Annotated in this window: 7 protein-coding genes; 2 read left to right on the top strand and 5 right to left on the bottom strand. The window is 52.5% G+C overall.

The features are described 5' to 3' along the window. Positions 1–4 precede the first annotated feature (4 nt). On the bottom strand, positions 5–799 hold the full coding sequence (locus K7P76_RS22515) for an ABC transporter permease (RefSeq protein ID WP_232187572.1): 795 nt from the start codon (positions 797–799) through the stop codon (positions 5–7). Then, the gene (locus tag K7P76_RS22510; protein ID WP_232187571.1) at positions 796–1,887 is read right to left on the bottom strand and encodes an ABC transporter ATP-binding protein; all 1,092 of its coding nucleotides are present in this window, start codon (positions 1,885–1,887) and stop codon (positions 796–798) included. Before K7P76_RS22510 ends, K7P76_RS22515 begins: the two co-directional genes overlap by 4 nt. A gap of 115 nt (positions 1,888–2,002) precedes the next feature. On the opposite strand from K7P76_RS22510, the gene K7P76_RS22505 reads away from it, so the two are divergent. Together K7P76_RS22505 and K7P76_RS22500 are read left to right on the top strand one after the other, a co-directional pair. Continuing rightward, positions 2,003–3,007 (top strand): LCP family protein, encoded by a 1,005-nt coding sequence (locus K7P76_RS22505; protein WP_232187570.1) that lies wholly within the window; start codon positions 2,003–2,005, stop codon positions 3,005–3,007. 25 nt (positions 3,008–3,032) lie between these two features. Beyond that, complete coding sequence (locus K7P76_RS22500; RefSeq protein ID WP_232187569.1) at positions 3,033–4,343, top strand: glutamate-1-semialdehyde 2,1-aminomutase; 1,311 nt, start codon at positions 3,033–3,035, stop codon at positions 4,341–4,343. 103 nt (positions 4,344–4,446) lie between these two features. On the opposite strand, the gene K7P76_RS22495 is transcribed toward K7P76_RS22500, so the two are convergent. Genes K7P76_RS22495 through K7P76_RS22485 form a run of 3 tightly spaced genes read right to left on the bottom strand, consistent with a single transcriptional unit; the run spans position 4,447 to position 14,551 of the window. Beyond that, positions 4,447–9,159: an OmpL47-type beta-barrel domain-containing protein gene (locus K7P76_RS22495; RefSeq protein WP_232187568.1), complete on the bottom strand. Its 4,713-nt coding sequence runs from the start codon at positions 9,157–9,159 to the stop codon at positions 4,447–4,449. A 25-nt stretch (positions 9,160–9,184) separates the two neighbouring features. Next, a complete protein-coding gene (locus tag K7P76_RS22490; protein WP_232187567.1) occupies positions 9,185–11,761 on the bottom strand; it encodes a glycoside hydrolase family 2 protein in 2,577 nt (858 codons plus the stop codon). Positions 11,762–11,791: 30 nt separating this feature from the next. Then, complete coding sequence (locus tag K7P76_RS22485; RefSeq protein ID WP_232187566.1) at positions 11,792–14,551, bottom strand: alpha-mannosidase; 2,760 nt, start codon at positions 14,549–14,551, stop codon at positions 11,792–11,794. Positions 14,552–14,566: the final 15 nt, after the last annotated feature.

The raw sequence follows: 14,566 nt of genomic DNA, 5'->3' as shown, positions 1-14,566 counted from the left end.
CTAATCATCCTCCCTGCACGAACAGACGACGACGCGCCGAACGCCATACTAACATAATCGGAACGATTAACACGACCGTCCAGATCACCTGCACCAACAAGGCATTCCATATAGCGTCACCGTGAATCCGACCCGTGAATACGGACCCTGGCAAGTAAGTGATTGCTTGGAAAGGCAGCCACTTCATCACCGATATCGCCCACCCGGGGAAAAATACGATCGGCACGACGACTCCGGAGAGCAAATCCACCGTTATCCTTTTCATCATCATGAGGCCTTGATTATTTTCTAAGAAAAACGCGCCCAACCCGGTTAAAATATTGAGCTGCGAGTTAATGAGAAAGCTGAACCAGATCATGATGAAAAACACGATCCACTGCATCGGGTCGGTAGGAAGCACGATCGGAAAAATAAACGAAACGATGACCATGCCCGGCACCATGAATAGCAGCAATCGGAACAAACCTTCTCCGAAACCTTGCATCATTTTCACGAGCAAATACGAATAGGGGCGAATAATCTGGATAGACACGCTGCCGTCTACGATCTCACCCGAGATTTCACGGTCTAAATTATTGAAGTAGAAAGCTCTAGCCATCCAAGAAACGGCCACATAGGTGGACATTTGGATAACGGTGAAGCCTTGAAGCGTCTCGGCACTTCCGTATATGGCTTTCCACAGAAAGTAATAAGCGCCAATATTGATCGCATAAATTACGATACCGCTGTAATAATTGACCCGATAGGCAAGCATTTGAAGAAACCGAATGCGGACGAAATCCAAATAGGCGCTCGTCATGACTCCCCCGCTCCCGTTCCTGCCTTGATCGGTTCCTTCTCGCCGGCTTCGGCTTCATTCGATGACAAAGCAGATAAATCTCTCGGCGCATCCGCGCTGCCCGACTGGTATATTTCGCGGACGATCTCGTCGGTGTTCGTCTCGAAAATTTTGATATCGCTGATGTCCTTAAGACCGACTACCTTGGAAAGCACCTCCGACACGTTCATCTCGCGCGGAATCCACACCTTTGCCGTCACTTCGTTCTCAAGAGACCAACGGACATCAAGCCCGCTAGTCATAAAGGTCACATCGTCCAGCGACACCGGATCGGTAAATTGGAACTGAACCTCGCGGCCTTTGCCCCATCTGGTCTTGAGCTCCTCCAACCCGCCGTCGTAGATGATACTTCCATCATCCAGCATAATAACGCGGGAGCAAAGCGCTTCGATATCTTGAAGATCATGCGTCGTAAGCAATATTGTCGTGCCCTGTTCCCGGTTAAGCCTCTTGAGAAATTCGCGAATTTCCATCTTCACGACGATATCGAGGCCGATTGTCGGCTCGTCCAAGAACAGAATCGACGGATTGTGCAGCAGCGCAGCAACGAGCTCGCAACGCATCCGTTGACCTAGGCTAAGCTTGCGGACGGGACGGTTGAGCAGCTCCTGCAGTTGCAGAGTCTCCACTAGCTCATCAAGCCTGCGCCGGAAATCCTCATCGCTTACCCGATACACTTTGCGGAGCAGCCGAAACGACTCGATAACGCCGATGTCCCACCACAATTGACTGCGTTGGCCGAACACGACTCCGATTCCTTGCACGAACTTCTCGCGATCCTTGTAAGGAATATAGCCGTTCACGACCAGCTTGCCGGATGTAGGTACAAGAATGCCCGTAAGCATCTTGATCGTCGTCGACTTGCCGGCGCCGTTCTCCCCGATGTAACCGCAAATTTCGCCCTGGGGAATTTGAAAGCTAATATCCTTAACCGCAGCAACTTCGGTGTGCTCCCGCTTGAATAAATCCTTCAGCGCCCCTTTGAGGCCTTCGCGGTTTTTCTGCACTTTGAATTCCTTGCGCAATTGATGTACGTCTATCGCTAACATATGAACCTCCTGTGTACAAGTCGTGTTCAGTAAATGTTCTTTTCGCCTAACTTGCTTATTCTATAGCCGAAACTTTATAATTTTATCATACAGTAGAACGAGAGGACATACATAGATGCGCAAAAAGTGGAAATACACGCTATTTAGCGTCCTAAGCTTGTTAATCATTTTTTTGTGCTTCGTGGGTTGGAAAGTCTACGGCACTTATCACCAACTCGAAAGCATCCACAAGTCGAAAGAAGAATCTCGATTCAGCAAGTTCGAGGAGAAGCCCGAGGTCAAACCCCCGGAATGGGAAGGCTCGGAGCGCGTAAACGTGCTGCTGATGGGCGGTGACGAGAGAGGCCTCAGGAAAGGCGAAGTTGCCCGTTCCGACTCCATGCTCGTCGTTTCTTTCGATCCCGTTACGAAGAAAATACACCTTTTTTCCGTTTTGCGCGACACTCATGTGGATATTCCCGGCTTCAAATCCAATCGCGTGAACGCGGCTATTACCCTCGGCGGCCCCGAGCTGGCAATGAAGACCATCGGTAACTTAACGGGGCTCAACATTCAGTATTATGTATACGTCGATTTCCAAGGATTCATTAAATTGGTGGATGCGATCGGCGGAGTCGATTTCTACGTGGAAAAGAACATGAAATACTCCGATGCTGCGGACGGTCATGTGTACGATATTGATTTGAAAAAAGGCCAGCAGCACCTCGACGGCGATAAGGCGTTGCAATACGTTCGGTTCCGTCACGATAAGCTGTCCGACTTTACCCGTACCGAACGCCAGCGCGATTTCCTGAAAGCGATAGCGGCGAAGCTGAAATCGGGCTGGAACTTAGTCCGACTGCCGGATATATTAGGCGAAGTCACTCCATACATGGAGACGAACATGTCGGCCGGAGATATGCTGAAGCTTGCGAGTTTGGGTTACAAATCCCACCAAGCCGGCTCCGCTCAAATTCCTCCAATGGAAATGGTCACGGACGAGAAGGTCGATGGATCTGCCGTGCTGGGCATCCGGAGTTTAGATGCGCTCAAAGGATACGTACAGGAAGTCTTAAACAAGGACGACACCTTGGCAAGTCCGAGCCCTTCACCTTCGAGTGCCGACAGCGGCAAAAAATAGATAAACGGCAGAGGGGCATTCGAATATGCAAAGGGACGGATCGGCTAAGTTGTACGACGAAGCGCAGCAACATATCGTGGGCGGGGTTAACAGCCCATCCCGCTCATTCAAGGCGGTTGGCGGAGGCGCTCCCGTTTTCATAAAAAGAGGGCAAGGCGCGTATTTCTGGGATGTAGACGACAATCGGTATATCGACTATTTGGCGGCATTCGGACCTATTATAACCGGACATGCCCATCCGAAGGTTACAGAAGCCATTGTTCAGGCTGCGCAAAACGGCACTCTTTATGGAGCTCCTACAGAACATGAGATCAAGTTGGCAAAAGTACTGAAAACGGCCATTCCTTCGATGGATAAGGTGCGGTTCGTCAACTCGGGCACGGAAGCCGTGATGACGACGATTCGGGTAGCCCGGGCTTTCACCGGACGCAACAAAATCATCAAATTCGCCGGCTGTTATCACGGACACGCCGATTTGGTTTTAGTAGCGGCCGGTTCCGGCCCTTCTACGCTTGGCATTCCGGATAGCGCGGGCATCCCCCCCAGCATCGCGAGCGAAGTTATCACGGTACCGTTCAACGAGCTTGAGGGATTGCGGGTCGCATTGGAGCGGTGGGGAGACCAGATCGCTGCGGTTATGGTCGAGCCGATCGTGGGCAACTTCGGCATGGTAATGCCGAAACCCGGCTTTCTTGAAGGCTTGTGCAAAATGGCGAGAAATGCGGGAGCTCTCGTCATCTACGACGAGGTGATTAGCGCATTCCGGTTCCATTACGGTTCGAGCCAAACTTTCTCCGCGTTTCCCGATCAGGAAGCGATTCGACCCGACTTGACCGCCTTAGGCAAAATCATCGGCGGAGGTTTGCCCATCGGCGCGTATGGCGGTCGAGCCGACTTGATGGCTATGGTCGCCCCGCTCGGTCCGGCCTATCAAGCGGGTACGATGGCGGGTAACCCCGCTTCCGTATTAGCAGGCCTCGCCTGCCTTGAGGTTCTAAGGGAGCCCGGTGTCTACGAGCGGATGGAGCGATTGGCTGCGAGGCTCGCGGACGGTTTGCTGGAATCGGCGTCACGTCATCGTATTCCGCTCACGATCAACCGAATCGTCGGCGCTTTCTCGACTCATTTCTGCGCGCATCCGGTTACGAATTACGAGGAAGCACAGGAAGCGGACGGGGAGCGGTTTGCCCGCTTTTTCCGGCTTATGCTCGATCGGGGAGTGTACCTTGCGCCTTCTAAATACGAAGCCTGGTTTCTGACCATCGCGCATACCGACGCCGATATCGATGAGACGCTGACGGCCGCGGATGAAGCCTTCCGGGAGATGGTTCGTTAATTAGATAGGGCATTCTCGACAATTGTCGAGAATGCCCTATGCCCTATCTATTCGCTTAGCTCCCCGCTCTACCTAAGCTCCACATGACATTTTTAACAAAAATTTATTGGTTATGGGGTACGTTAACTGTACTTACCGACGTTGATTCATTACCTGCTTTGTCGGTTATCGTGTACGTGACCGTGTAGATTCGTCCCGATCCGTTGCCTAACCTTTTCGCGCGTACGCTAAATGAAGTGGCCGCTGTACCTAAATTCGCTTGAATGTCGCTTGGGTCGCTTTCTAGTTCGTTGCTCGTTATGGAAGTTAAAACCACGGACGCAACTCCTGACGCAGCATCGCTTGAATTTAGCGTTGCATTTATTTCCACCATTTTATGATTTGCCGGCCATAGAGACGTTTTGTCTAATTGAACGGTTAGTTCAGGAGCCGTCTTATCAATTTTAAATTCAATCGTCTTGGTCGGTTCTATATTCCCTGCTTTGTCTGTACTCCGATAATCTACTTGATAAATTCCATCCCCAAAGGAAGGAATCGAACCGTTGTAGGTTATCCATGGCCCGCTATTAATACGGTATTCTGTTTTCATCACGCCTGATAAGTTATCTGATGCAGATAAGCTTACCGTTACATTAGATTTGTACCATCCATTCCTGCCGTTAGGCGTTGCTGGATTCAATGTAGCTTCGGTAATAGGCGCTGTCTGATCGATCTTGCCTACGAACTGCATATCGGCCCATCTAGCCTGATTGTCGCTATCTCCGACCCACATGATTTGTCCCCAAACTCCAGGTCCGGCATTGCGGGTAGCCGCAACCGTCATGCCGACCTTCGCGCCGTTCATGGGCGTGAATGGAATAGTTTGCAGCGCGCTCCACGGGATGGCCAGTTCTACCGTATATTTATGGGTTGCCATATCGACGGTAGATTGAATAACCGCGGTCGTCAATGCGTACCCCTCTGCGCCTGCATCGTCACCTTTACGTAAAAAAACATGAGGCTGGGAATCGGGACCGCTCGGCGTAAAGAATACGGCATAGTCGCCGGAAAGATATGTCGATCCTTTTTTGTTATGATCGATATCGAGGAAGAGCATCGATGCGGTCGACAGAAACATATTCGCGCCCGTTTCCGTAAACTTGAATGCATTGTCCTTCCGTTGCTCAAGCACGTATAGGTTTTCATCATCCCATTTAAGCCGGTAACTATCCTTTAAATTACCCGGATCGCCCCAAACCTTGCCGTATCGCAGAACGTCCGGCGTTGTGGCGCTAACCTGAATTTCCTGCGCGTCGCTCCACTCGTTCTCCCCAACCTGTCCGTCGATTGAAATAGACGCAGCAGCCCATGCGGACCTGTACTCCGGTTTAATAAAGTTGATTTTAACAGGCAGTATATAATCGGTTCCCGCCTCTCCAGAGGAGAAACGGATCAGTTGGTTTGGCGCAGCCGATGAAATGTCGGCGTCGGCGGTTACATTGACACTGATCAACCGCGTTTGATGCGGGAGCAGTTCAATGTTGTTGTCAGGAAACGCGACGGTCAATTCACCTTCGCCTTGCGCGGACAGCACCAGCTTCTGAAGCATGCCGCCCCAACCGCCATTTTTTTGGCTGTTTCCGATTTTAACGTACACGTAACCGCCGGCGTTGACGTAATCGTCAAGCGAATACCCGCGCTCGCCCTGGTTGGACTGGCCTTCAACCGGCTGACTTTCGGCATCGACAACCGTCCAATTCGTCCCGTCCCCGGACAGGGAAACCTCGAAGCGATTGGCCAGCGTCAATTTTGCGACAGGTCCGGCGGTACCTTGCGGTACCGGTAGCTTATACACAAAGTAATTCGACCAATCGGCATATCGGCTTCCGTCTCCGGTCAATGCTGATCCGCTGTTCTCAGACAGATATTGGGTTTCGCCGGTCGTTCCCGTCTTGAAGGAAAAGACATCGTATACGCTGTGCGATACGTTCATGGCCACAGTTCGGGTTTCCGGATCTCGGTTCGTGATGGCAAGCTGCAGCGATTTCGTTTGACCCGGCTCAATATCAAGTGATAGATTCGAACGCACGATAAACGGCGCGATGCGCTGCTCATAACTAAGATTGAAACCGTACATAACCGGTCCGTTGCCCTTGGTTTTATCGGCATTCTCCATCTTGACGTACACTTCGCCGCTTCCGTTGTCATACTGGGCCAAGTCTATCGTCTTCATGCCTTTATTTCGGGCATCCGTGATAATACCGCCGCTGGTATCGGCGCGGAACAGCTCCGTCCAGTTCTGATTGTCCGGCGATACGCTGATGATATAATTGTTCGCCACTTCAAGCGAAACCCGCGCTTTCGCATATTGATTCAAATCAAATCGGTAAACGAGTTCAGCCGTCGTATCCGTATACCGAAAATCGGGAATCGCCCCGCCAGTGTTGGTCACCAGGTATGCCGCATCCAAATTGTTATTGTTCGTTTTAACCATTTTGTCCGTGAAATCGACCGGAACCGAATCGGCAACAGGCGTATTCGACCATTGCACGCCGATAGTGACGCCCCGCTTCTGGTGATCGTGCCGGATTAGCAGAGTATGCGACCCGTTCTCCCATTCCCAGGAAACGGTTGCCGGATTTCCGTTGGCATCCGTCGCCATTACCGACTGCGGATACACTCCGACAGGCGCTCCGATTCTTGCGCTGGCCCGCGAGTTCGGGGTGCCGGCGAGCGTATAGCCGGTTTCATTCACCGTCTCGCTAACGTCTGTCAAATTGCCGCTGGCAAACAATATTTCCGGTTTAATCTCGGCTTTACCGGAAATGTCGAGCAGCAGCGCGCTCGATTCCGCCAGCATTTCCGTCATGCCGCCGACTACGGGCAGCCGGTCATCGAACAGATCGATATAAGATCCCTGAAGTTGAATTTGCTCCGGCTGCTCCAACGTTTGAATGACCGTATACGGGCCGCGTACCGCTTTCATCACATTCGTTTCCGTGTAAGTCTCCCCGGCCTGTTCCACCGCATATTTGGCGATGTCCCGAACAAGCTGGGAAGCGGTCGGGCTTGATGCGAAGTAGGCGGGCGTGACGCCCATCACGATCGCTTTTCCGCCGCCGATCTGCTGCTCGTAAGCGACCGTCTTGCCGTTTGCCGTATATAACGGAACGGCTCCAACGCCGATATCGGCCGATGTGACGGTGAATCTCTTGGGAATAGCAATCGCATCGCGGCCGCCGAATACGCCGCTTCCGCTTATTGCGGCATGCAGCTCCACGTTAGCGTCCCCGGTAGACGTTTGTTCATTAGTTACAGCCAGACCCAGCTTCGTCCACAAATCCTGCTTTGGCGATGGCATGTTCTGATCTTGCCACCATTCGGATAAGCTGTCGCTGGCGCCCGATCCGCCCGTATAAATGAGCACGCCGCCCTGAATTACCCAATCGCGGATCGCTTGGTTCACTTTAGCGCCCGTTTGCTGAACGCCATTACCATCAATCGCTTTCCATACGTCATAGCTGACGAACAGCACCTTTAAGTCGGCTAGCGCGCCGGTTTTGGTTAAATTCTCCGCCGGGATCACCTTGATCGGAATCCCTTTAGCCACCAACGGAACCGTTGGCCCATAGAATGAACTAACGTCGCCCGACGAGGCCATTTGCGAAATCGTATCCGAATACAGCACGCCTATTCCCGGCGTACCCGCTTGAACGCTCGCCGATTTGTCGTACATGTCCTGCAAAGCGCGGAACACGTTCGTTTGCACCGTTTTGTATGAACCCGGCGCCTGCGAGAATCCGCGTTCCGACCACGGAACCACCTCGAATTGTTTGAATTGGGGTTGCAGCAACTGCGCAGCGATAGTTGTTTTGTAAAATTCTTCATACTCCGACCACCCATACCCCGGTGAATCGGCTTTCGGATCGGCCAGCGCATACAGTTGTTTGCCATCGTTCCCTACCTGCAAATTGGCAAAAGACGAGTAATCGATGTAAGCGGATTCAAAGACCCGTCTTTCGGTTGTGCCCGCATAGGGAACAGGGACTAGGGCAGTGTCGCTCCATACTTGGGCGATAACCCCGTCGATCGTCGGAATGTTGTAATAGTCGTAATTGGATGTCGTAATGCCATACATAAGGTAACTGATCCCCGTATGAGACGCGATCACCACTTCCACATCGGGGTAATTTTGTTTGATTTCTTCCGACACTTCTTTAATCGCGCGGTAACATAAATATACATTCAGTTTTTGCGCCTTATATTCCGCATCTTTAGAAGAGTTCGGCGCAACCCAAGGTGCCCCGTAATAAGCCAGCCACTCTCTCTTAAATGCTTCGGAATACCCCGATTTGATAAATACGTCGGGCTCCTCGAATACGATGCGCTTAGCGCCCGCTTCAATGCTGATGCGGGACAACTCGTACACGTAATCGTTCCAGTTTTCGGTCGGCACCATATAAGGCACGTTCACATCGGTCGGATGCGTGAACCGGTTTCCGTCTTTATCCGACTGAATTTCGTCATAATGCGTCTGTCCGTCAAAATTGCCGAGCACGTAATATTTCATGTCCCGATTCAAGGCCATCATCACATCTACCTGATAGCCCTTGTTTGTCCACGATGCAATGGCTGGTCTGATCGTATTCGGCGCTCCCCCGACATATACCATAACGGAATCGGCCAGCACGTGCGATGCTTCATTCGAGCCGCTGACTCCCGTTTGAAACGTAGTGCGAACGACGCTCCCGTTCCCTGTGGGAGCCGCACCTGCGTATACGGGAAGAGTAAAGACGAATAAAACGACGAGCAGACAGGAAATAAGTATAGGTTTCATAAATTAATAATTCCTCCTTTTACATTCAACTGTTCAGGGCGGTAACGAGCCAACTTCGCTCCTGTGGCAAAACGCCTTCAATATGCCGCGACACCGTCTCGCTCGGAAACACTAGAAAACCGTCCTCCAGCGGCCGATTAGGCGGAGGTCCTAAGCGGGCGTCGAGTTCAACCGCCCGCACCCTCACCCACAGCGCGGTTGTTTTTCCCGTGTTTGTTACGTTAATCCTTGTTCCTCCGCCAACTTCTTCCAGATTCCAGTCGAGCGCCGTTTGCGGGATAAGAAGGAAGGATTGGAGCGGCGGCCTTACGTCATCCCTTCTGACCGCAAACGCGTATTCGTTGTCCGCCAAAGCCTGCCGAGTAGTCGGATCCACGACTTTCAGCATCACGAAAAAAGCATCTCCTCCCGCAGGAACCGCAAATTCGATTTCACCGGCCAAGATCGTCGGAACCCGGACTTCCTTCAGGACGAACGAGCCTTCCCCTATCTGGTCGCCCGTCGCATTCCTTGCCTTCCATTCCAATAGGACAGAGTCCACTTTGACACTATCCCGCGTCAGATACGCCGACGCTCGGAAATACTCACCCAGCAAATAAGAAATTCCCTCATATTGCAGAGAAGCATGCAAATTGCGGTTTGCTTTCGCCACCCAGCTGTATGCCAGCTTCGGATCGCCGTAATAATCGACCGCGCTTGTGCAGGACACGTTCGGATACGGTTCATTGAATTGCCACAGCAAACTTCCGCTGCAATGGGGAGCCCTTCGCCGATTCGCTTCGACTGCGTACCGAATTCCTTCCGCTTGAAGCCATTGCGCCGCTTCGGCCATACGTTCCAGCGTATCGAATGAATCGCCGAACAAGCTTCGAAGTTGATCGTCCATATTCCAATATTCGTAACCATGCAGCAGCCAATCGATCGATCCGGACTGTTCAAGCTTCAACCGTTCCGGCGGAAGAAAGCGGCTTAAGCTTTCCGGCGAAGCAAAACCGTCCCCGCCGTATTCGCTGTGAAGAAGCGCGTCGCTGCTATTGTAAAGCCGGTAATGTTCGGTTACTCCCGCATACTTCCAAGGACCGTGCACATCGTATAATATTCCTTTGCCGGCATCCTTCCCGTCCAGAAAGAAGGTAGGTCCGGAAGGAGAAGTCGGCAAGAACAGCCGCGTATCGTCAAGATCGGAAACTAGGTCCCGCAGAAGTCGCAGGTTCGGCTGTCGGTCGGTCAACGGCAGCATCCGGCCGTCCAAGTGGCCGCCTTCCGTCAATTCGTTGCCTCCGCACCAGATTGCCAACGACGGATGATGGCGCTTCTCCCGTATGACATTCAGCATCGTCTGCGTGAGGTTATGGAGAAAAGCGGGAGAAATAGAAGGTTCATTATTGAACCCGGAGCTGGACTGCATCATTTCCTGCCAAACGAGAATGCCGGCTTCGTCGCACAACTCGTAAAACAATTGCTGCTCGATCAGTCCGCCTCCCCACACGCGCAGCATATTGACGTTGGCCCGCTTCGCCAGAGCAATGAGATGCTTGAGCGACTCTTCTCGATTTCTTCCGTACAGTTGATCAACGGGAACCCAGTTCCATCCCTTCACATATAAATGCTCTCCGTTCACGGCGACCGTATAGGCTAATGCATCCGGATGAGCCCCGGGATTCGCATGGAACGATAACGTACGGAACCCCGTGCGGACGCCGTATGTATCCGAGAGGACAAAGTCCCCGGCCGGTTCAACCGTCTCCAACTGCAGCGCAATCCGGTACAGCGGCTGTTCGCCATAACCGTTCGGCCACCAGAGCCGAACATCCTTAACCGGTATCCGCAGCCGGATCTTCTGCAGTCCCGGAACGACCTCGCCTTCGAAACATTCGGATCCTGCGTTCAGACCGTCCGGATCGGTCACATTGGCCGTCAGCCGGATTTTGCCAGCCCGTTCGCTCTCGACAACTGCGTTCACCAATAGCAGGCCGGAACCATGATCAGCCTGATGCGTTTCGATGCCGACATGATCGAATACGCACCACTCCGCAACCTGCAGGCTGACTTTTTTCCATAATCCGATATGAACGAGCCGGGGGCAGAAGTCCCACTTGTAGCCAAACCGGCTTTTAAGATGATCTACGCGATTCGTATACCCGAGTTGAGCCACGCCTTCAGGCGACCGTTCCAAAGCGATGACGAGCGTATTTTGTTCCCCGATAAGCAGTGTGCCCGACAGGTCAAAGACGCCGGGGGTAAACATGCCCGTATGACTGCCGATTGTCAGACCGTTTAACAGCACTTTCGCCGAATAATCGACGCCTTCCACAATAAGGCGGATTCGCTTGCCGCTCCATGACGCATCCGCCGCAAACGTGGTTCTGTATAGCCAATCCCGCTCGTTCACCCATTCGCAGGACGGAGCATTAGCGCCGAAATACGGGTCCGGCAAGTAATCCGCCCGGTGCAAATCCCAGTGCACGCTTCCCGGCACTTCCGCGGGAATCCAGGGTACGATGCCTTTCAATTCGACGTTAACTTCCATACTCCGCCCGAATTCCCAGAACCCCGGGTATGAACCCGTCAGCTCCCAATTTGTTTTCAGATCGATGCGCATCCGTTAACTTTCACAACTCCTTCCCCGTCATCATGCAAACCATAGCTTCAAGGTCACGATCTCTTTCGCTTTCGCCGCGACATTTAATGAATTTCCCTGAACCGCTTCTACGGGTCCAATCGTCTGTTCATCCAAATCCACCTTTTCAGCCCGAAGTACCGGATAAGGAAGCTGAATGGTTCCGTTTGTCTCCAACTCCGCACTGTTCCACAGTCGGATAATCCAAGCCTCACTATCGTCTTCCGCCCTTTTGCAGGCGCTGACGATCAAATCGTTTCCGGATACGTTTAGATAGGAACGAACCGGGGGAAGATCGGCTTCCCTTCTGCATAGCGTTTCGAAGGCAACGGGGCCAGGATTGCGGTTAATGGTGCGAATGCCGAGCGCAAATTGTTGCTGCTCCGCCAGTAAATCGCCGAAGGATACGGCAACGGCATCGAACGGGCGGAAAGCGTATTCGAATTCAAGCCTTCCCAGCAGTTGACCGCCATCACCTCCGTCGCTTAACACTTCGTCTCTCGTACTCCGGTAAAGCGTCAGCACGGCGGTTCGCGTCTGGTCGTCCCGCATTTGCGCTTCATACAGGCCTTTGCTGTATACGGCAAATCCTTGCCGTTCGCCTCTAATGGCCAATAGCCCATTGTGCGGTACGACTCCGCTGTCTTTTTCCATATGCCGGCTGTAATCCGCCTTTTTGACGCTTCTTTCCACGACGTCGAACGGGGTTCCCGTATAATACATATCGCTGTCGACTCCAGTTGGAAATAGCAATTTCAAACGGTGGTCGCGTACGCCATTCTCCACGACCGTCCTGCAACGAATAAGGGAATCATTGTTACGTATCGTTACGAACGTCGTTATGGGAAGGCTAATCCGCTCCTCGGAACGACGCGTTCTCGATGGATCCATCGCTTGCGGCAATTCAATCCTCAGCGCTATGCGCAGACACGTTTCGAGAGGTCCATCATGTACGATGGATAAGGACGCTTGGCCAACCGATGAATGTACCGTTTCATTAACGATCGGAGCGATATATTTCCAGCCGTCTCCGATATCCGCTTCGTCTTCGAAAGTCAGAAGCCCGCGCGTTTCGAAACCGGTATCCAGATCTTGAAGCAGCAGCGTACCGTTTGCGCCGACCTCCAGACGAATTTTCCCATTCTCCCAGACGTTCGGAGAAACCTGTTGGCTTCCGATATAACGAATCGGCTCGGCAAGTTTGCGAAAGGCGTAATCTCTGTTGCCCGGCGGCTGGGACGCGTTCATGTCGACGGTATAAGTGGTGTAGCCAAATGACGGAACATCTGCCTGCAGCGCTACATTCAACCAATCCACTCCTTCGCCATGGGGAATGTCGCGATAGGGGCGCCATCTTTTCATGCTGTTTTTCTTTAAACTTATGACCTGGAATGGCACTTCTCGGCCTTCGGCGTCGAGCAGCCTGAAGTTCGTACCCCCGCTCTCGGGTGATACGGACGGAATAAATGAACTTGCCGGCAGTTCCAACTCCAATTGCACTATACCTTTGACCGGCCGCTGCGATGAGTTGAACACCACCACGGCATGACGCCCGTGCAAAGCCTTCTCGTCGACATGACCGGATACGAACGCAAACGCCTCGCTTGTCATCCTTTCCCCGATGGAACGGCTCTGGGCAAAGCGATACAGCATATCTTCGTGTACCGGGGTAATCGAGCAGCCGCAAATCGAATCATGAGGATGGTTTTCGAGCAGATGCTTCCAAGCCTGATCCAAAAACGACTTCGGATAAGACCGTCCTTCCCGCGAGACGAATATGCTCCACGGTTCTGCCCATCCGGTCAACAAATTTTCACTGGCTTGGTTCAGTTGTTTGAGATGCACGCGTGATGAAAGAACATTGGCGAGCACCGCGTTGTTGACGCCGTTATAGCCGGGAAGCCGCTGTTCGCCATTGAATACTTCGAGGTTTCCAATCCGGCCGTGCAGTTCGGCTACATAATCTTCCAGCTTGCCATGCTTCCATTCCACGCCGGTTTTCTCGTTATTGAGCCGTTCAAGCATCCAGCCCAGACGGGGTTCGATCTCGACATGATCGCAGCCATCGAGGCTGAGCGCGATATCCGTCGTGACGCGTTCGGATTTGTATGCGATCATAGCTTCCGCCCGCTGGATCAATTCTTCCTCGTCATATCGAAACGCCCGATCCGCAAACGGCCAACGCAGGAAAAAGTAAAAATCGCTGTACGACCGGTCTTCGTCCAACTTCAGTCCCAGCACCCTGCTTCCGTCGGCGCCTTCCCACCACAATTCCGAAGGATCTCCGTTACCGTGAAACCCGCGGAAGAAAACCGCATTGTCGATTCCGAATCCGCGGAAAATTTGGGGCATTTGGCTGTTATGTCCGAATATATCGGTCATATAGCCGGATTTCATCGGTTCCGTCCCCATCCTTCTCGCCTGTCTAAAGCCGACAAGCAGATTGCGGACAAGCGATTCTCCGCCGACCAGGAATTCATCCGGCATGACGTACCAAGGCCCGGCCGCAAGTCTGCCTTGCCGCAGAAAATTCCGCAGTTCTTCTTCTCGTTCCGGACGTATTTCCAAGTAATCGTTTATGACAATCGTCTGTCCGTCCAGCATGAAGTGACGGTAAGACGGATCTCGATGCAAATGATCCAGCAATTCATCCATTAAATAAACGAGACGAATCCGGTAACTTTGGAAGTCCTGGTACCACTCCCTGTCCCAGTGAGTGTGGGAGACGACGAATATTTGTTTAAGTTGTTTATCGGGCAGCTGTCGGGTCATCTTTCCGGATCCTCC

It is taken from the genome of Cohnella silvisoli (assembly GCF_021190915.1).
GTDB lineage: Bacteria > Bacillota > Bacilli > Paenibacillales > Paenibacillaceae > Cohnella > Cohnella silvisoli.
The sequence above is the reverse complement of the archived record's forward strand: the minus strand, read 5'-3'. Positions and strand labels throughout refer to the sequence as shown.